This is a genomic window from Mesorhizobium sp. CNPSo 4670, from assembly GCF_057784235.1.
This window is the reverse complement of the sequence record NZ_JBWJFQ010000021.1, coordinates 80,535-98,403: the sequence shown is the minus strand read 5'-3', so window position 1 is coordinate 98,403 and position 17,869 is coordinate 80,535. Positions and strand designations below refer to the sequence as shown.

Below are 17,869 nucleotides of genomic sequence, written 5' to 3'. Positions count from 1 at the left end.
TAGGACGCTCCCACCGCGGAGCTCGCGGGCCGTCCAAAGATAATCGATCCCGATGAAAAGGGAACCTCCCTCGTACGCGCATCGGTCGACTGGTCAAGGCGGCGCCCGGCGGCAGGCCCAATCGCCTGTTTACGGTGCCGACTTGAGGAAAACGTGAAATAAGGTCAGAAGACGTGTCAGCGACATCAAACAAGAACGGGCGCCGGCCCGATGAGGGATCCCATGAAGAATTCAGCCATTTCCGAACGCAAGAACCAGTCCATCTCGCGCGGCGTCGGCATGACCACGCAAATCTACGCGGACCGGGCTGAAAACTCGGAGATCTGGGATGTCGAGGGCCGCCGCTACATCGACTTCTCGTCGGGCATCGCCGTCGTCAACACCGGTCATCGCCATCCGAAGGTGATCGAGGCGGTCAAGGCGCAGCTCGACCGCTTCACCCACACCTGCCACCAGGTGGTGCCCTATGAGAGCTATGTGCGCTTGGCCGAACGGCTGAACGGCATGCTGCCCGGCAAGTTCGAGAAGAAGACGATCTTCGTCACCACCGGCGCCGAGGCGGTCGAGAACGCCATCAAGATCGCCCGCAACGCCACCGGCCGTCCGGCGGTCATCGCCTTCGCCGGCGGCTTCCACGGCCGCACCTTCATGGGCATGGCGCTGACCGGCAAGGTGGTGCCCTACAAGGTCGGCTTCGGCGCCATGCCGGGCGACGTCTACCACGCGCCGTTCCCGGTGCCGCTGCATGGCGTGTCGATCGCCGATTCGCTGGCCGCACTCGACCGGCTGTTCAAGGCCGATGTCGATCCGGCCCGCGTCGCCGCCATCATCATCGAGCCGGTGCAGGGCGAGGGCGGCTTCTACGACGCACCGCGTGAGTTCCTGACCGCGCTGCGCAAGCTCTGCGACCAGCACGGCATGCTTTTGATTGCTGACGAAGTGCAAACCGGCTTTGCCCGCACCGGCAAGATGTTTGCCATGGATCACCATGAGGTGGCGGCCGACATCACCACAATGGCGAAAAGCCTGGCCGGCGGCTTCCCGTTGGCCGCGGTCACCGGCCGTGCCGAGATCATGGATGCGCCCGGCCCCGGCGGGCTCGGCGGCACCTATGGCGGCAGCCCGATCGGTGTCGCCGCCGCGCATGCCGTTCTCGACGTGATCGACGAGGAGAAGCTTTGCGACCGTGCCAACACGCTGGGTGCAAGGCTGAAGCAGCGGCTGCAGTCGATCCGTGACGACGTGCCCGAGATCGTCGATATCAGAGGCCTCGGTTTCATGAACGCCGTCGAGTTCAACGACGTCAAGAAAGGCCTGCCGTCGGCCGAGATCGCCAATGCGATCAGGCTGAAGGCCCTCGACAAGGGGCTGATCCTGCTGACGTGCGGCGTCTATGGCAACGTCATCCGCTTCCTCGCGCCGATCACCATCCAGGACGGCGTCATGAACGAGGCGCTCGACATTCTGGAAAGCTCGATCCGCGAAGTCTGCGCTGCCTGATCGACGGCGCGTCGGCCTGAAGGGCCGGAATTATCCAGCCGCTCTGGCTGGTTCACCCTCAAGGAAAGCGGCCAGCGCCGCTTTCAAGCCTTCGGGGCCCGCCGCAATTGTCTGCGGCGTCGGCGAGAAGCCGGCGCCGAGCATTTTGCGGCCAAGCATGTGGTCGCCGGGCCGGTTGACCGATTCGATGCCGAGCAGCCGGTCTCCGGCGTAGTGGTAGATCGAGAACTTGTTGTCGGGCAGGTCGCCCAGCACGACATGGCTGTCGCCGCCGGCGGTCAGGCCGACCATCTGCAGCTTCATGTCGCCGATGTCGGACCAGAACCACGGCACCGCCGAATAGGCGTCCGCATGGCCGGTAATGGTGCGGGCGGCGAGCCGCGCCTGGTCGGTGGCGTTCTGCACCGATTCCAGCCGCACGTCGCCGCCTGTGAACCAGTGCCGGTAAGAGGCGGCGTCGCCAATGGCGAGGATTCCCTGCACCGAGCTGCGCATCTGGTGATCGACGCGGATGCCGTTGGCGACAGCCAGGCCGGCTTCCTGCGCCAGCTCGACATTCGGCACGGCGCCGATGCCGATGATGACCATGCGTGCCGGCAGCCTTTCACCGGTTGAGGTGATCGCGGCCGAGACATGGCCGTTTTCGCCTTCGAGCCTTGCAATCGAGGTGCCGGTGAGGATGCGCACACCGATCGCTTCCAGCTTTTGGCGGACATGGCTCGCTACGACCGGCGCCACGGCGCGGCCGAGCAGCCGGTCGACCGCTTCGACCACCGTCACCGTGCGGCCGGCCGCCCGCAATGTGGCGGCGATCTCCAGACCGATGAAACCGCCGCCGAGGATGACGACATCGTCGCTCTGTGCGCTGAGCTCGCGGATCAGCCGCGCATCGGCCAGCGAGCGCAGCGACACCACGCCGGTAAGATCCGAACCGGCCAGCGGCAGGGTGCGCGGGCGCGAGCCGGTCGCCAGGATCAGGTGATCGAAGGCAAGCGCGCCACCACCGGCAACGTCCAGGCTACGACGGGGAGCGTCGATACGCTCGATCCTGACGCCGGGCCGGTAGTCGATGGCGCTGCCGGTGTAGAAGGCCTCGCCGCGCAGCGGCTGCGGCTTGGCCTCGGCGTCCTTGATGAAGGTCTTCGACAGCGGCGGCTTGTGGTACGGCAATTCGTTCTCGTCACTGACGAGGATCACCGGTCCGTCATAACCCTCTTCGCGCAGACTTGCGGCCGCTTGCACGCCCGCATGACCCGCGCCGACAATGACCACACCGTTCTTCATCGCATTCCAATCCCGGGTCAATTCTAGGATGTCCCGCCAAGTGGCAATTGTCTGGCACCGCCGCAAGAGAGCTTTTGCGGGTCGCACCCGGAATGGCGGCTGTCAATCGCACCGTTCATCGGCAAGACCCGGGCATAAAGTTGACTGTCGTAGTTTAGAATAATTCTAAACTATTGTTTCAATTGGCTTTTCCTGTAGATTTTCATTGACTTCCACCAGCGTCGAAGCTTTATGGAGGCTCGCGCAATGGCGCATCCCTTTGATGTCTGGGCCTTGAACCCTTTCGATTGGAGGCATTTCGGTGTCTTTCTTCCGCAGACCACGTCTTGTCGTGGCCATTTTTTTGCCGGATGGCGTTGCCCTGCTCGACTTGTGCGGGCCGCCTGTTGCCGCGCCCATATTTCAGTGAATTCCTGAGGAGATGACAGTCATGAGAGCGATGATAACGGCACGGTATGGCGGCAGGCTCGCCGCGATCGGCGCCACCGCCCTGCTGACGGCGGCGGTGTTCGTGCTGCCGGCCAAGGCGGCAGCCGATGCGAAGGCGGTCATCAAGACCTATGCCGATATTGGGCTCGCCAAATACGAGGATTCGCTGACCACCGCGCAGGCGCTCGACAAGGCGGTCGACGCCCTGATTGCCAATCCATCGGTGGAAACCCTCAACGCCGCCCGCGACGCCTGGAAGGCAGCGCGCGTTCCCTACCAGCAGACCGAAGTCTACCGGTTCGGCAACAAGATCGTCGACGATTGGGAAGGCGAGGTGAACTCCTGGCCGCTCGACGAAGGGCTGATCGACTATGTCGCCAAGAGCTATGGCACGGAATCGGATGCGAATTCGCTCTATACGGCCAATGTGATCGCCAACAAGGAGATCGAGATCAACGGCAAGAAGGTCGATGCCACGAACCTGACGCCGGAATTTCTCTCCGGCACGCTGCAGCAGGCCGGCGGCATCGAGGCCAATGTCGCCACCGGCTATCACGCCATCGAGTTCCTGCTCTGGGGCCAGGACCTGCACGGCACCGGTCCGGGCGCCGGCGAGCGCCCCTATACCGACTACGACCTCAAGAACTGCACTGGCAGCAATTGCGATCGCCGCGCCCAATATCTGAAGTCGGCCAGCGATCTTCTGGTTTCCGACCTGCAGAAGATGGTCGAAGACTGGAAGGAAGACGGTGCTGCCCGCAAAAACCTCGTCGACGGCGAGCCGAACACCGCCATCTCGATCGTCTTCACCGGCATGGGCTCGCTGTCTTACGGTGAACTCGCCGGCGAACGCATGAAGCTCGGCCTGCTGCTGCACGATCCGGAAGAGGAGCATGACTGCTTTTCCGACAACACCTACAACTCCCATCTCTACGACGCCATTGGCATTCGCGCCGCCTACCATGCCAGCTATACCAGGCTCGACGGCACCGTCGTTTCGGGACCTTCGGTGGCCGATATGGTGAAGGCGGCCGATCCGGCGATCGACAAGGAACTGTCGGGCAAGCTCGATTTCACCGTTGCCAAGATGGAGGCGATCAAGGCGCGGGCCCTGGCCGGCGAGGCCTATGACCAGCAGATCGCCGAGGGCAACACGGAAGGCAACGCCACCGTGCAGGCCGCGATCGACGCGCTGATCGACCAGACCAAGTCGATCGAACGCGCCGTCGGCACCCTGAAGCTCAATGCCATCGCCTTCGAGGGTTCCGACAGTCTCGACGCGCCGGACAAGGTGTTCAAGTAACCGCCGACGGGCCATGGCCTGATCCGAAGCCTGACAACCGGCTTCGGAATAGGCGATGGTAAGAAATCAAGCCACACGGCGCGGAAGGCGCCGTCAGCCATCCGAGCCGCCAAATGCTGATCTGCCATTGCAACATCATCACCGAGAGGGAAATCGAGCAGACGATCATCGATCTGCTGGATCAGGATCCCTGGCAATTGATCGTGCCGGCGAAGGTCTATCACACCATGCAGAAGCGCGGCCGCTGTTGCGGCTGCTTCCCAAATGTGGTCGAAACGATCATTCGGGTCACCGAAAATTATCACGCCCGCTCGGAGGCGAGTGGCGTCGACATCGTTTCACACCTGGACCGCGTCAGAGGCCTGCGCGTCCAATATGGGAGCAGAATCCATGAAAGGCGAACCGCAGATCATCGAGCGGCTTAACGAGGCTCTTTTTCTGGAGCTGGGCGCCGTCAACCAGTATTGGGTGCATTTCCGTCTGCTGGAGGACTGGGGATACGCCAAGCTGGCAAAGAAGGAGCGGGCGGAATCGATCGAGGAGATGCACCATGCCGACCGGCTCGTGGCCCGCATCATCTTCCTTGAAGGCCATCCGAACCTGCAGTCCGTGGCGCCGTTGCGCATCGGGCAGAACGTCAAGGAAGTGCTCGAATCCGACCTTGCCGGCGAATATGACGCGCGTACCGCCTACAAGCGCTCGCGCGAGATCTGCGAGGAAGCGGGCGATTACGTGTCGATGAAGCTGTTTGAGGAATTGCTGTCCGACGAGGAAGGTCACATCGACTTCCTCGAGACGCAGCTCGACCTGCTTGCTTCGATCGGCGAGGAAAAATACGGCCAGCTCAACGCCGCATCGGCGGACGAGGCGGACTAAGGACATGTGGGAATGCGGCGCCTGCTAGAATTCGTGCGCCGCTTGCGGCGGGCCAATGGCTCGCCGCTCCGTCACAAAGCGCCAGCCGGATCGGCGCGCGGGCGCTGCGTCATCCTTGCGGTGGCGCTCACCTCTTCGGCGATTGCGGGCGACCTTGTGCCAGCCGGCCTCGCCACCACGCGCACCGACCTCAATCCGAAGGATCAGGCGCGCGTCACCGCCATCACCAGGCCGACGTCGGATTTTTCCAAGCCCGAGCAGTTCGAACGGATGCAAGGGGGCGCCGGCACGTCCAGGAAGGACGTCAGCCGCGATTCCTACTCGCAACCCTCGGCCAACATCACCTTCGAGGAAGAGGGCACCTTCAAGGTCGGCAACGCCCTGTTCCGCAAGAATTGGGTGTCGTCGCCATCGTCGACGCAGGCTTCGGACGGGCTCGGTCCGCTGTTCAACGAACGCGCCTGCCAGAATTGCCATCTGAAGGATGGCCGCGGCCGTCCGCCGCAAGGCGACGTCGGCAGCACCTCGATGTTCCTGCGGCTAGCCCGCGAGGCGAGCAGCGCGGAAGAGAAGGCAGCACTTGCCGACCACAGGCTGCTCAATTTTCCCGACCCGGTCTACGGCGCGCAATTGCAGGAACTGGCCGTGCCAGGCCTGCGCGGCGAAGGCAGGATGCATGTCGACTATCAGGAACGTCAGGTGGCGCTGGCGGACGGCACCGTGATTTCGCTGCGCAAACCCAGCTATTCGGTCGTCGATCCCGGATATGGGCCGCTTGATCCGCGCACCACCTTGTCGCCGCGCCTGACGCCGCCGATGATCGGCCTTGGCCTGATCGAGCAGATCGCGCCGGCCGATATTCTTGCCAATGCCGACCCGGACGACCGGAACGGTGACGGGATTTCCGGCAGGCCCAACATCGTGCGCAACGGCCAGAGCGGAGAGCTGACGCTTGGCCGTTTCGGCTGGAAGGCGCAGACCGCGTCGATCCGCCAGCAGGCAGCGGACGCGTTTGCCGGCGACATCGGCATCTCGACGACGGAAGAGCCGAAACATTGGGGCGACTGTACCACCGCACAGGAAAAATGCCTCGCCATGCCGAATGGCGTGCAGCAGCGCCTTGGCCCGGTCGAGGCGCCGGCGCCGGTGATGGATCTCGTCACCTTCTATTCGCAGAACCTGGCGGTGCCGGCACGCCGCCACCTCGACACGCAGCAAGTGCTCGCCGGCAAGAGAATCTTCTACGAGACAGGCTGCATTTCCTGTCACACGCCGAAATTCGTCACCCGTCGCGATACGCCGAACAAGGCGCAGGCCTTCCAGTTGATCTGGCCGTACTCCGACTTCCTGCTGCACGACATGGGGCCTGATCTGGCCGACAGCCAGGCCGTGGGCGAGGCGACGGGCAATGAGTGGCGCACCCCGCCACTATGGGGCATTGGTCTCACCGAAACGGTCAACGGCAATTCCTTATTCCTGCATGACGGGCGCGCGCGCAGCCTGACCGAGGCGATCCTGTGGCACGGTGGCGAGGCGCAGAAGGCGCGCGACCGATTTGCCGCCGCCAGCGCGGCCGACCGTGATGCGCTGCTCAAATTCCTGGAGTCACTGTGATGCTCAAGCGCTCTGCACTGGTTCTTGTTCTGCCGCTGGCCCTGCTGAACGTCGTCCCGGCGTCGGCGGCTGTGAAAGCCTCCGAAATCATCCAGCGGGCGATCGACGGCTTTGTCCGCCCGGCCTATGCCAGCCTGCACGACCACGCCGGCCGGTTGACCAAGTCGATGCACACGCTCTGCGCCGCGCCCTCTCAAGAAGACCTCGATGCGGCGCGGGCCCAGTTTTCGGCGACGGTCGATGCCTGGTCGTCAGCCGAGATCATCGGGTTCGGGCCGATCAAGGAGAACAACCGGCTGGAGCGCATGCTGTTCTGGCCGGACCGCAAGAGCATCGGCCTGAAGCAGGTTCAGGCGGCGCTGTCCGACAAGGACCCGACCGCAACCGATGCGGCACAGCTGGCCGGCAAGAGCGTCGCCATGCAGGGGCTGGGCGCGCTGGAATTCGTCCTTTACGGCGATGGCGCCGAGGCACTGGCGGGCAAGGGCGACACCTATCGCTGTGCCTATGGCGCGGCGGTTGCCGGCAACATCGAAACCATGGCCGGCGAGGTCAGCGCCGCCTGGAACAAGCCTGACGGCTTTGCTGCACTTTGGGCCAATCCGGGGTCGCAGAACGCGCTTTATCGCGACGGCAACGAAGCGGTGACCGAACTGGTCGGCGTCTTGATCAATGAGCTGGAAATGGTGCGCGATGTGCGCCTGAAGGGCTTTTTCGGCGGCAAGCCGGATGCGGACAAGCCGAGGCAAGCAATCTACTGGCGGTCGCAAAACACCACCAATTCGCTGGCTGCCAACCTGTCGGGAATAGACGATTTGTTCCAGGCCTCGAAGCTTGGCGACGCACTCCCGCCGGACGCGCGCTGGATGGCGGAATCGATCCATATCCAACTGGTCAATGGCGTGGCCACCGCCAAGGCGGTCAGCGGTCCGATCGACAAGGCGCTTGCCGATCCGGCGTTGCGCGAAAAGCTCGATCATTTCGCGCTGATCACCTCCAGCCTGTCGACCTTGATCGGCACCAGGCTGACCGCCGAATTCGGCCTGACCGCCGGCTTCTCGTCGCTCGACGGAGACTGAGCATGCGTACCCCGCTGATCGACCGCCGCGATTTCCTCAGGGCCGCAGGCATTGGTTTTGCCGCCGCGATGGCGCCGTCGGCCTGGGCGAAGACGCTTGCGGCCGACGCCGTCTTCGCCACCGCCTTTGTCAAGCGCGACGGCGGTTTTGGCGCAGCCGTCCTGTCCGAGGCCGGCAAGCTCCTGCATACGATCGACCTGCCCGATCGCGGCCACGACGTCGCTTTCGATCCGGTGTCGAAGCGTTCCGTGGTCTTCGCCCGCCAGCCCGGCACCTTCGCCGTGGTCTTCGATCATTCGGGCCGCGAGGAGCCGCTGACCATCACCAGCATCACCGGCCGGCATTTCTTCGGCCATGGCATGTTCTCGCCCGACGGGGCGTTGCTCTATGCAACCGAGAACGATTTCGACAATGCCGCCGGTGTCGTCGGTATCTACGATGCGCGAGCGAAATTCAGCCGTGTCGGCGAGTTCCCGACCTATGGCATGGGTCCGCACGAGCTTCTGCTCCTGGGCGACGGCAGGACGATTGCGGTTGCCAATGGCGGCATCGAGACCCATCCGGACTTTGGCCGCGCCGAGCTCAACATCGCCACCATGAAGCCGTCCTATGTGCTGATCGACCGCGTCACCGGCGACCTCATCGAGAAGCACGAACTGCCGGCGGCACTGCACCAGCTGTCGATCCGCCACATGGACACCGATGGATCCGGCACCGTCTGGTTCGGCTGCCAGTACAGGGGGTCGGGCACCGATCGTCCGCTGCTGGTTGGCCGGGCCGCGCGTGGCAAGGAGTTGCAGCTGCTCGACATGCCGCAGGACGTGCTGTCCGGTTTCCGCAACTATATCGGCTCGGTCGCCGCCAATCCGGTTGCCGGCACAGTCGCCGTCTCTTCGCCGGAAGGCAATTCGCTTGTGGTGATCGACGCGGCGAGCGGCCGGGTCGTCTCGAACAGCGCGCTGGTCGAGGTCTGCGGCGTGGCGCCCGACGGAACAAGCTTCATGGCGACGACTGGCGCCGGCGAAATCATCGAGGGCAGCGGTGCTACACGCTCCGAACTAGACTATGTCTGGGACAACCACATGCTCCGTATCGAACAGGCCGCATAAATATTTTTGCGCCGGGCAGAAGCGAAGCCGCTTAACAAATTATGCACTATCCCCTTGCGGTGGCGGGCCGTGGCGGGCACAGGAAACTGTGTCCCTCGAACCGGTCGTTTCATGAAATTGCTTGCCATCGACTGTGCCGCCAACCTCTGCGCCGCTTGCGTCTATGACACCGAGGCGAAGCAGGAGCTTGGCCGCTCGGTGCTCGATCTCGGCAAGGGCCATGCCGAGCACCTGATGGCCGTCATCGCTGAAGCGCTGAAGGCAGGCGCAACCGACTATGCCGGTCTCGGCGCCATCGCTGTCTCTGTCGGTCCCGGCTCTTTCACCGGCCTGCGCGTCGGCGTCTCGACCGCGCGCGGTCTGGCGCTGGCGCTGAAGGTCCGGGCGATCGGGGTGACGACGCTCGAGGCGCTGGCCGCCGAGGCGGCAGTGAGATTTCCCGGTCGTGCCGTGCTGGCGGCGCTCGACGCCGGCCGCGAGGAACTCCATGCCGCCCTTTTCGATGAAACGTCAGTTTTGACTTACGGTCCGGCTGTGACCACACTGGCTGACGCCGTGGCCATGGCGACGGAAAGCGCTTCGGTGCTCTGCGGCACCGCGGCTGCGCAAATCGCTACCTCAGCAGGGCGCGCCTTCGATATCGGCCCGGAGACGGCCACCGCCGACATTCTCACCTACGCTTGCATGGCGGCCGGGAAGGGCGAGGGCGAAAGGCCGAAACCGCTTTATTTGCGTGGCGCGGACGCCAAGCCGCAGGCTGGATTCATACTATCAAGGCAACAAAACTAATGCGCATACCTTTTCTTCAACCACGCCGCCGGGATTATGCGCTCGAGCCGCTGAGGATCACCGACAGCCCGGCGGTCTCGCTGCTGCATCGCGAGGATTTTGTCCGCCCCTGGACCGACGGCGAATTCGCCGCCTTGCTCGAACAGGACACCGTCTTCGGCTACGCCGCGCGCGAGACCGGGCAGGGCGCCAAGCCGCCGGTCGGCTTCGTGCTGGCCAGGCTGGCGGCCGGCGAGGGCGAGATCCTGACCGTCGCGGTGGCGCGCTCGCACCGCCGGCAGGGGCTGGGCTGGCAGTTGATGGACGCGGTGCTGCGCGAACTGCACGCGCAGCGCGCCGAAGCGTTGTTCCTCGAGGTCGACGAGACCAATGTTGCGGCGATCGCCCTCTACCGGCGGCTGGGCTTCCGCGAGGTCGGCAAACGCCCCAATTACTACAGGTCGTCCGAGCACGGACCGACCGGGGCGCTTGTCATGCGCCGCGATCTTCGCTAGCCAGAGGCGCCAAATCCAAGGGTTAGCGCTTCCAAAAAGGACGCGCGGCGCTGTAACGGCAGGGCCGGGACTGTATGATCGCAAAAATCAGGATTTTCCTGGCGCTGGGCCTCGTCACTGCCGGTTCGCTGGTCCTCGTGCCGTTGCAGATCCTGTCGATGAAGACCGGCTGGTGGCCGGAAACCTTCATCCTGAAAATCTGGCACAGGCTGATCGTCCGGGCGCTGGGCATGCGCATCCATGTCAAGGGTGCGCTGTCCGACAAACGTCCACTGCTGGTCGCGTCCAACCACATCTCCTGGACCGACATCATGGTGCTCGGCTCGATCGTCGATGTGAAGTTCATCGCGAGAGCCGATATGGAAGGCTGGCCGCTGATCGGCATGCTGTCGAAGCTGCAGCGCACCGTTTTCATCGAGCGCGAGCGCAAGCGTTCGTCCGGCGACCAGGCAAGCGAGATCGCCAACCGCATGGCCAAGGGCGACGCCATGGTGCTGTTCGCCGAGGGATCGACCGGCGACGGCAACATCGTCTTGCCCTTCAAGAGCACGCTGTTCGGCGCCGCATCGATGGCGATTTCGGAAGGCGCGGCCGAGCAGGTCTTCATCCAGCCGGTGGCGATCGCCTACACGCGCCTGCACGGCGTGCCGCTCGGCCGCCGACACCGGCCACTTGCCGCCTGGATCGGCGATGAGGACCTGATGCCGCATCTCAAGGTGTTGCTGGCGGAGGGGGCGCTCGACGTCGAGGTACATTTCGGCGAACCGATCGCCTTTTCCAAGGGCTCCAACCGCAAGGAAACGTCGAAGTTGATGGAAAGCCAGGTGCGCGCGATGATGCAGGCGGCACTCGCCGATCCGCGCCCGAGCCGATAGACAGTTGACGGGTGCGCCAGTGTGCGTGACGGCCGTGGCGGAGAATCGTCTGTTTTTTGTCATCGAAAGGCGTTAGAAGCCGCCGGATGGACTTGAACACGATAGAGCGTGACGACATCGACGCCGCGGCCGAAGCGATGGCCGTGCCGGCGGCAGCCACCAGGAAGGTCTTCATCAAGACCTATGGCTGCCAGATGAACGTCTATGATTCACAGCGCATGGCCGATGCGCTGGCCGCCGACGGCTATACCGCCACCGATGCCATCGGCGAGGCCGATCTGGTGCTGCTCAACACCTGCCACATCAGGGAAAAGGCAGCCGAAAAGGTCTATTCCGAGCTCGGCCGTATCCGCGATATGAAGGCAGAACGCGCCGTCGCCGGCCGCGAGATGCTGGTCGGCGTCGCCGGCTGTGTGGCGCAGGCCGAAGGCGCTGAGATCATTCGCCGTTCGCCGGCCGTCGATCTGGTCATCGGCCCGCAGACCTATCACCGGCTGCCCGATGTGCTGGAGCGAGTGCGCGGCGGCGAAAAGATAGTCGAGACCGACTACGCCATCGAGGACAAGTTCGAGCATCTGCCGCAGCCCAAACGCGCCGAGGTCATCAAGCGCGGCGTCACCGCGTTCCTCACCGTCCAGGAAGGCTGCGACAAGTTCTGCACCTTCTGCGTCGTGCCTTACACCAGGGGCTCCGAAGTGTCGCGGCCGGTGGCGCAGATCGTTGCCGAGGCGCAACGTTTGGCCGAAGCCGGCGTGCGCGAGGTGACGCTACTTGGCCAGAACGTCAATGCCTGGCATGGCCAGGGCGAAAATGGCGAGGAATGGGGCCTTGGCCGCCTGCTGTTCAGGCTGGCCGAAATCCCCGGACTGGCGCGGCTGCGCTACACCACCAGCCACCCGCGCGACATGGATGATGAACTGATCGCCGCCCACCGTGATCTGCCGGCGTTGATGCCTTACCTGCATCTACCGGTGCAATCAGGCTCCGACCGCATCCTCAAGGCGATGAACCGCAGGCATACCGCGAAGGACTATCTGGCGCTGCTCGACCGCATTCGTGCCGCGCGGCCGGATATCGCGCTTTCCGGCGACTTCATCGTCGGCTTCCCCGGTGAGACCGAGGCCGATTTCGAGGCGACCATGGAACTGGTGCGCCGGGTGAACTATGCCTCGGCCTTCTCGTTCAAATATTCGCCGCGTCCCGGCACGCCGGGCGCCGAGATGGCCGACCATGTGCCGGAAACGGTCAAGGACGAGCGGCTGCAGCGGCTGCAGGCTCTGCTTCTGAAGCAGCAGCAGGATTTCGGCACAAGCCTGGTCGGCAGCACCATCGATACGCTGATCGAGAAGCCCGGCCGACAGGCCGGCCAGAAGGTCGGCCGCTCGCCTTGGCTGCAGCCGGTTATTGTTGATGAAAAGGCCGGCGAAATCGGTGACATTATCCAGGTGCGAATCACGAAGACGGGCTACAACAGCCTGTTCGCCGAATTGGCCTAGGGGTCTCGGCAGATGAGGAGAGACGGTTGAGCGCTGCAGAAGTGAAGAGCCTGCCCCCGGCACCGGCATCTGGGGCTTCTGACATGGCGCACATCGTTCTGACTTTCGACAACAACAAGCTTGCCAGCGCCCTTTACGGTCAGTTCGACGAAAACCTGGCCAGGCTCGAGCAGAAGCTCGGCGTCGACATCCGCTCGCGCGGCAACCAGTTGACAATCAAGGGCTCGGCGTCGGCCGCCGAGCAGGCTCGCCGGGCGCTGGATAATCTCTACGGCATTCTCCAGAAGGGCGTCGATATCGGCCAGTCCGACGTCGACGGCGCCGTGCGCATGGCGATTGCCGCCGACGATCAGCTGACCTTGCCGACGCTGGAGCGCAAGGGCAAGGTCTCGGCCGCCCAGATCGCCACCCGCAAGAAGACGATCTATGCCCGCTCGCTCAACCAGGATGCCTATATGCGGGCGCTGGAGCGCTCGGAACTGGTGTTCGGCATCGGCCCAGCCGGCACCGGCAAGACCTATCTGGCGGTGGCGCATGCGGCGATGCTGCTCGAGCGCGGCATGGTCGAACGCATCATCCTGTCGCGGCCGGCCGTAGAGGCCGGCGAACGGCTGGGCTTCCTGCCGGGCGACATGAAGGAGAAGGTCGACCCTTATCTGCGCCCTCTCTATGATGCGCTGTACGACATGATGCCCGCCGACAAGGTCGAGCGCGCCATTGCCGCCGAAGTGATCGAGATCGCGCCGCTCGCCTTCATGCGCGGCCGCACGCTGGCCCATGCCGCCGTCATCCTCGACGAAGCGCAGAACACCACGCCGATGCAGATGAAGATGTTCCTGACCCGTCTCGGCGAGAACTCGCGCATGATCGTCACCGGCGATCCGACGCAGATCGACCTTCCCTCGAACACCAAATCGGGCCTGGTAGAAGCCTTGCGCGTGCTGGACGGCGTGGCCGGCGCGGTAACCGTGCGCTTCAACGATGGCGACGTCGTCCGCCATCCCCTGGTGGCGGAAATCGTCCGGGCGTATGACCGGGATGCCAAACTGGCGCGCGGCCTCGGCGCCGAGAATTGATGTGACGATGCGGCCTCATGCCTGAGGACAACATATCCGGCGACGGGGCACGTCCGGTCCCCGTCGATATTGATATATCAGTCGAAGCAGGCAATTGGCCCGATGAGGCAAGCCTGACACGGCTGGTCGATCGCGCTGTCGCGGCTGCTTTTGCCGAGACCGGCGTGGCGGGCCGTTCCGAACTCAGCCTCGTTTTTTCCGACGATGCCCATATCCGGACCCTCAACGCAGGTTGGCGCGGCAAGGACAAACCGACCAACGTCTTGTCTTTCCCGGCTTTTCCGCTTGTGCAAGGCGCTCCATTGCCGCCGATGCTGGGTGACATCGTGCTCGCCGCCGAGACGGTCGCGCGTGAAGCGGCACTGGAAGACAAGCCTGTCGAGAACCATATCACTCATCTCGTCATCCACGGCCTGCTGCACCTTCTGGGCTACGATCACGAGACCGATGCCGAGGCCGAGGCGATGGAGGCCATCGAGCGCGCAGCGCTCGCAAGGCTTGCCATTCCCGATCCCTACGCGTAACTACAAAAGATCAATTGACCGGACGACGATGAACGACAAACCAGAGACTGCCGCCCGCCCCGACGCCGGCAGTGCGAACAAGGCTTCCGATACGTCGGAAGAGGGATCAAGTCCGAGTACCGTTACCGGCAGCGTTGCCAGCGAAACATCGCCAGCCGGTCCCTCCCTGTTCGACCGCGTGCTGGGCCTGTTCCGGCAGCGCAACGGAACCAGCCTGCGTGAGGAAATCGCCGGCGCGCTTGCCGAAACGGCGAGCGACGCCGGCGCCTTCTCGCCCGGCGAACGCGCCATGCTCAACAACATCCTGCGCTTGCGCGAAGTGCGCGTCGAGGACGTCATGGTGCCGCGCGCCGATATCGAGGCGGTCGAGATCACGACGACGCTCGGCGATCTGCTGGGCACCTTCGAGCAGTCCGGCCATTCGCGCATGCCGGTCTATTCCGAGACGCTCGATGATCCGCGCGGCATGGTCCATATTCGCGACGTGCTGGCCCACATCACCAAGATCGCGCGCGTCAAGAAGGGCCGCTCGACAAGAAAAACCCCTGCCGCCACGGTTCTCGACCTCACGCAGGTCGACCTCGCGCGCACCATTGGCGACCTCAACCTGATCCGCCAGGTGCTGTTCGTGCCGCCGTCGATGCTTGCCTCCGACCTCATGGGCCGCATGCAGACGACACGCACCCAGATGGCGCTGGTCATCGATGAATATGGCGGCACCGACGGCCTTGCCTCGCTGGAAGACATCGTCGAGATGGTGGTCGGCGACATCGAGGACGAGCATGACGACGATGAGCCGATGATCACCCAGAGCGGCGACGGCGTGTTCATCGTCGACGGAAAGGCCGAGATCGACGATGTCGCCAAGATGATCGGCGAGGATTTCGCAGCCGGCGAACATGGTGAGTATGTAGACACCATTGGCGGCATGATCTTCAACACGCTTGGCCGCGTTCCGGCGCGCGGCGAGGTGGTGCAGGCCATCCCCGGCTTCGAATTCCATGTGCTTGATGCCGATCCGCGCCGCGTCAAGCGCGTGCGCATCGTGCAGAGCCAGAAGGGCGAGCGCCGCCGGCGCGCCGCACGCACCGAGCAGGCTTAAGCGTGATGCCGAAAAGTCGCAGACTTTTCGGACGAACATCATGCGACAGCACCAAAGCATGATGCCGAAAAGTTGCAGACTTCTCGGACGAACATCATGAGACAAAACAAGGATATAAGCGCTCGCCGATGACGGTCGAAGACCCCTTCAAGCATTCCACCTTGGGGTCCGGGGTGTTCTACAGGCACCCTCGCGCCGCGCTGGACTGGCTGGAAACGGCCTTCGGTTTCGAGCGCAGCATGGTAGTCAGCGACGCCGATGGAAAGCTCGTCCACTCCGAGATGCGGTTCGGTGACGGCTACATCATCGTCGATTCCGAATGGACCGACTACGTCGCCAGCCCCGCTTCCATTTCGGGCAAGAATACGCAATCCGTCTATGTGCGGCTGAAGGACGGCCTGGACGCCCATTGTGAGCACGCCAGGGCAAACGGCGCCGAGATCATCCAGGAGCCTGCAGACCAGTTCTACGGCGAACGCCAGTATCGGGCACGCGATCCCGAAGGCCATGTCTGGACCTTCACGCAGGCCATTCGTGCTGTTTCCCGTGAAGAGGCCGAACGCCTGGGCGGCGTGCGCATCGAGGGCTGGCACCGGTAGAGCGGCGGCCGCAGCTTGCATTGCAGCCAGCCATCTGGCGTTTGGAGTGCTGACCGCGGCCTGTTAAATCTTGCTTCCTGATTCGCGCGACTCGGAAGTTTGCATGGAGCGCCTGGCCGGCCGGATAATTCTGCTTTGGGGTTGGCGGCGCGCGCTGGTGGCGTTTCTCGCCGGGGCGTTTGCCGTGCTTGGCCAGGCCCCTTACGATTTCTTCGCTGCCTGTTTCATCTCGTTTCCCTTGCTGGTCTGGCTGATCGATGGCGCCACCGGCGAAGCCTCCGGCAGCCTGTTTCGTCGCCTGCGGCCTGCCTTCGCCGTCGGCTGGTGGTTCGGCTTCGGCTATTTCCTTGCCGGCCTCTGGTGGATCGGCTCGGCACTGCTGGTCGAGGCCGACAGTTTTGCCTGGGCGCTTCCCTTCGCGGTGGTCGGCATTCCCTTCGCACTCGCCTTTTTCTACGGCTTTGCGGCAATGGTTGCCCGCCTGCTGTGGAGCAGCGATATCGGCCGCATCGCCGCCCTTGCTTTCGGTTTCGGGCTGGCGGAGTGGCTGCGCGACTTCCTGTTCACCGGTTTTCCGTGGAATGCGATCGGCTATGCGGCCATGCCCGTGCCCGTGCTGATGCAGAGCGTCTCGGTGACTGGCATGATCGGCATGAACGCGCTCGCGGTGTTCATCTTCGGATTGCCGGCGCTGCTGGTGGCGCGCCGGCATCTGCGCCTCGGCGCGGCACTGTTTGCCGTCCTCGTCGCCGCCCATATCGGTTTCGGCTATGTCAGGCTTGCCACTCCCGAAAAGCCGGCGACGCACAGCCTGGATGTCCGCATCGTCCAGCCGGCCGTGGATCTGTCGGAAAAGTGGGATGCCTCGGTGCGCGACCGCATCTTCGCAACTTTGATGGGCCTGTCGGCCAAGGCGCCGGACCCCGGTCATGAAAAGCCGCAATTAATCCTGTGGCCCGAGACCTCGGTGCCGTTCCTCTTCACCGAGCGTCCGGACGCATTGACGGCGCTAGGCGACATGCTCGGACCCGGCCAGATGCTGATCGCCGGCGTCGTCCGCGAGGAAGGCGGCTCGACCGCGAATGCCGACAGCCGCTACTACAACTCCGTGGTGGCGATCGACGACAAGGGTGAAATCGCCGACGCCGTCGACAAGGTTCATCTGGTGCCGTTCGGCGAATACCTGCCTTTCGCCGATCTGCTTGAGCGTTTCGGCATCGAGCAGCTGGTTGCCGGGCCGATGACATTTGCGGCCGGCAACGAGCGGCACGCCATCACTTTGCCTGACGGCATCCGTGCGCTGCCATTTATCTGTTATGAGGTGATCTTTCCCGATCTGGTGGCAGTTGACGCTACGTCAGCGCAGCTTATTGTGAACGTTACCAATGATGCGTGGTTCGGCGACACGCCGGGTCCGTATCAGCATTTCAGGCAGGCCCAGATCCGTGCGGTGGAGAATGGATTGCCATTGTTGCGTGCTGCCAACAACGGCATCTCGGCCGTCGTCGATACGCGCGGACGCGTCGTCGATGCCCTGGCGATCGACGCGCGTGGCGCCATCGATGCACGCGTGCCGATTTCCGGACAGGCGGTCATATCCGCCGGCCAAAGACGCATTAACGGAATGCTGATCATGTTGATGTTTGCCATCGCCGCCGCATTGTTGAACGTAAGGCAAAGGCTACGGGTGAATTGACAGCCCACACATTAGAAACTCATA

At 63.7% G+C, this 17,869-nt stretch carries 17 protein-coding genes; 16 read left to right on the top strand and 1 reads right to left on the bottom strand.

Annotated features, from left to right (window positions below; all coding sequences use genetic code 11):
* The first annotated feature begins 222 nt into the window (after positions 1-222).
* Complete coding sequence (locus tag AC0ZT5_RS28150) at positions 223-1,500, top strand: 4-aminobutyrate--2-oxoglutarate transaminase (protein WP_488499082.1); 1,278 nt, start codon at positions 223-225, stop codon at positions 1,498-1,500.
* A gap of 30 nt (positions 1,501-1,530) precedes the next feature.
* Here AC0ZT5_RS28150 and AC0ZT5_RS28145 read toward each other — a convergent pair whose 3' ends face one another.
* Entirely contained in the window at positions 1,531-2,784 is a 1,254-nt protein-coding gene (locus tag AC0ZT5_RS28145; protein ID WP_488499081.1) for an NAD(P)/FAD-dependent oxidoreductase, read from the bottom strand.
* Positions 2,785-3,223: 439 nt separating this feature from the next.
* Here AC0ZT5_RS28145 and AC0ZT5_RS28140 point away from each other — a divergent pair, with 439 nt between their 5' ends.
* The 15 genes from AC0ZT5_RS28140 (at position 3,224) to lnt (ending at position 17,845) form a co-directional block, all read left to right on the top strand.
* Positions 3,224-4,516 carry an imelysin family protein gene (locus AC0ZT5_RS28140; RefSeq protein WP_488499106.1) on the top strand — a complete coding sequence of 431 codons (1,293 nt, stop codon included), beginning with the start codon at positions 3,224-3,226 and terminating at the stop codon, positions 4,514-4,516.
* Between the two features lie 113 nt (positions 4,517-4,629).
* The gene (locus AC0ZT5_RS28135) at positions 4,630-4,941 is read left to right on the top strand and encodes a (2Fe-2S)-binding protein (protein ID WP_488499080.1); all 312 of its coding nucleotides are present in this window, start codon (positions 4,630-4,632) and stop codon (positions 4,939-4,941) included.
* Complete coding sequence (bfr, locus tag AC0ZT5_RS28130; protein ID WP_095082450.1) at positions 4,907-5,392, top strand: bacterioferritin; 486 nt, start codon at positions 4,907-4,909, stop codon at positions 5,390-5,392. The genes AC0ZT5_RS28135 and bfr overlap by 35 nt, the downstream gene beginning before the upstream one ends.
* Positions 5,393-5,404: 12 nt before the next feature.
* Positions 5,405-7,006: a di-heme oxidoreductase family protein gene (locus tag AC0ZT5_RS28125; protein WP_488499079.1), complete on the top strand. Its 1,602-nt coding sequence runs from the start codon at positions 5,405-5,407 to the stop codon at positions 7,004-7,006.
* A complete protein-coding gene (locus AC0ZT5_RS28120) occupies positions 7,006-8,085 on the top strand; it encodes an imelysin family protein (protein WP_488499078.1) in 1,080 nt (359 codons plus the stop codon). Before AC0ZT5_RS28125 ends, AC0ZT5_RS28120 begins: the two co-directional genes overlap by 1 nt.
* A 2-nt stretch (positions 8,086-8,087) precedes the next feature.
* Positions 8,088-9,194, top strand: coding sequence for a DUF1513 domain-containing protein (locus tag AC0ZT5_RS28115; protein WP_488499077.1), 1,107 nt, complete (start codon positions 8,088-8,090; stop codon positions 9,192-9,194).
* A 111-nt stretch (positions 9,195-9,305) separates the two neighbouring features.
* Positions 9,306-9,983 carry a tRNA (adenosine(37)-N6)-threonylcarbamoyltransferase complex dimerization subunit type 1 TsaB gene (tsaB, locus tag AC0ZT5_RS28110; RefSeq protein ID WP_488499076.1) on the top strand — a complete coding sequence of 226 codons (678 nt, stop codon included), beginning with the start codon at positions 9,306-9,308 and terminating at the stop codon, positions 9,981-9,983.
* Complete coding sequence (gene rimI, locus AC0ZT5_RS28105; protein WP_095082444.1) at positions 9,983-10,477, top strand: ribosomal protein S18-alanine N-acetyltransferase; 495 nt, start codon at positions 9,983-9,985, stop codon at positions 10,475-10,477. The genes tsaB and rimI overlap by 1 nt, the downstream gene beginning before the upstream one ends.
* A gap of 74 nt (positions 10,478-10,551) precedes the next feature.
* A complete protein-coding gene (olsA, locus tag AC0ZT5_RS28100; RefSeq protein WP_488499075.1) occupies positions 10,552-11,352 on the top strand; it encodes a lyso-ornithine lipid O-acyltransferase in 801 nt (266 codons plus the stop codon).
* A gap of 86 nt (positions 11,353-11,438) precedes the next feature.
* Positions 11,439-12,848, top strand: a complete 1,410-nt coding sequence (gene miaB / locus AC0ZT5_RS28095) for a tRNA (N6-isopentenyl adenosine(37)-C2)-methylthiotransferase MiaB (RefSeq protein WP_488499074.1) — start codon at positions 11,439-11,441, stop codon at positions 12,846-12,848.
* Between the two features lie 83 nt (positions 12,849-12,931).
* Positions 12,932-13,924, top strand: a complete 993-nt coding sequence (locus AC0ZT5_RS28090) for a PhoH family protein (RefSeq protein ID WP_023758127.1) — start codon at positions 12,932-12,934, stop codon at positions 13,922-13,924.
* 17 nt (positions 13,925-13,941) lie between these two features.
* Positions 13,942-14,448, top strand: coding sequence for an rRNA maturation RNase YbeY (gene ybeY / locus AC0ZT5_RS28085; protein WP_488499073.1), 507 nt, complete (start codon positions 13,942-13,944; stop codon positions 14,446-14,448).
* Between the two features lie 28 nt (positions 14,449-14,476).
* Positions 14,477-15,550, top strand: a complete 1,074-nt coding sequence (locus AC0ZT5_RS28080) for a hemolysin family protein (RefSeq protein ID WP_095082435.1) — start codon at positions 14,477-14,479, stop codon at positions 15,548-15,550.
* A gap of 128 nt (positions 15,551-15,678) precedes the next feature.
* Entirely contained in the window at positions 15,679-16,149 is a 471-nt protein-coding gene (locus AC0ZT5_RS28075; protein ID WP_488499072.1) for a VOC family protein, read from the top strand.
* A gap of 103 nt (positions 16,150-16,252) precedes the next feature.
* Positions 16,253-17,845, top strand: a complete 1,593-nt coding sequence (gene lnt / locus AC0ZT5_RS28070) for an apolipoprotein N-acyltransferase (protein WP_488499071.1) — start codon at positions 16,253-16,255, stop codon at positions 17,843-17,845.
* The last annotated feature ends 24 nt before the right edge of the window (positions 17,846-17,869 follow it).

Excerpts from the sequence above, each read along its gene's own strand:
- AC0ZT5_RS28120 (WP_488499078.1), top strand. The coding sequence starts at position 7,006 with ATGCTCAAGCGCTCTGCACTGGTTCTTGTTCTGCCGCTGGCCCTGCTG.
- AC0ZT5_RS28150 (WP_488499082.1), top strand. The coding sequence starts at position 223 with ATGAAGAATTCAGCCATTTCCGAACGCAAGAACCAGTCCATCTCGCGC.
- miaB (WP_488499074.1), top strand. The coding sequence starts at position 11,439 with ATGGACTTGAACACGATAGAGCGTGACGACATCGACGCCGCGGCCGAA.
- olsA (WP_488499075.1), top strand. The coding sequence starts at position 10,552 with ATGATCGCAAAAATCAGGATTTTCCTGGCGCTGGGCCTCGTCACTGCC.
- AC0ZT5_RS28145 (WP_488499081.1), bottom strand. The coding sequence starts at position 2,784 with ATGAAGAACGGTGTGGTCATTGTCGGCGCGGGTCATGCGGGCGTGCAA.
- lnt (WP_488499071.1), top strand. The coding sequence starts at position 16,253 with ATGGAGCGCCTGGCCGGCCGGATAATTCTGCTTTGGGGTTGGCGGCGC.
- AC0ZT5_RS28080 (WP_095082435.1), top strand. The coding sequence starts at position 14,477 with ATGAACGACAAACCAGAGACTGCCGCCCGCCCCGACGCCGGCAGTGCG.
- AC0ZT5_RS28125 (WP_488499079.1), top strand. The coding sequence starts at position 5,405 with ATGCGGCGCCTGCTAGAATTCGTGCGCCGCTTGCGGCGGGCCAATGGC.
- ybeY (WP_488499073.1), top strand. The coding sequence starts at position 13,942 with ATGCCTGAGGACAACATATCCGGCGACGGGGCACGTCCGGTCCCCGTC.
- rimI (WP_095082444.1), top strand. The coding sequence starts at position 9,983 with ATGCGCATACCTTTTCTTCAACCACGCCGCCGGGATTATGCGCTCGAG.
- AC0ZT5_RS28115 (WP_488499077.1), top strand. The coding sequence starts at position 8,088 with ATGCGTACCCCGCTGATCGACCGCCGCGATTTCCTCAGGGCCGCAGGC.
- AC0ZT5_RS28135 (WP_488499080.1), top strand. The coding sequence starts at position 4,630 with ATGCTGATCTGCCATTGCAACATCATCACCGAGAGGGAAATCGAGCAG.
- AC0ZT5_RS28090 (WP_023758127.1), top strand. The coding sequence starts at position 12,932 with ATGGCGCACATCGTTCTGACTTTCGACAACAACAAGCTTGCCAGCGCC.
- tsaB (WP_488499076.1), top strand. The coding sequence starts at position 9,306 with ATGAAATTGCTTGCCATCGACTGTGCCGCCAACCTCTGCGCCGCTTGC.
- AC0ZT5_RS28075 (WP_488499072.1), top strand. The coding sequence starts at position 15,679 with ATGACGGTCGAAGACCCCTTCAAGCATTCCACCTTGGGGTCCGGGGTG.
- AC0ZT5_RS28140 (WP_488499106.1), top strand. The coding sequence starts at position 3,224 with ATGATAACGGCACGGTATGGCGGCAGGCTCGCCGCGATCGGCGCCACC.
- bfr (WP_095082450.1), top strand. The coding sequence starts at position 4,907 with ATGAAAGGCGAACCGCAGATCATCGAGCGGCTTAACGAGGCTCTTTTT.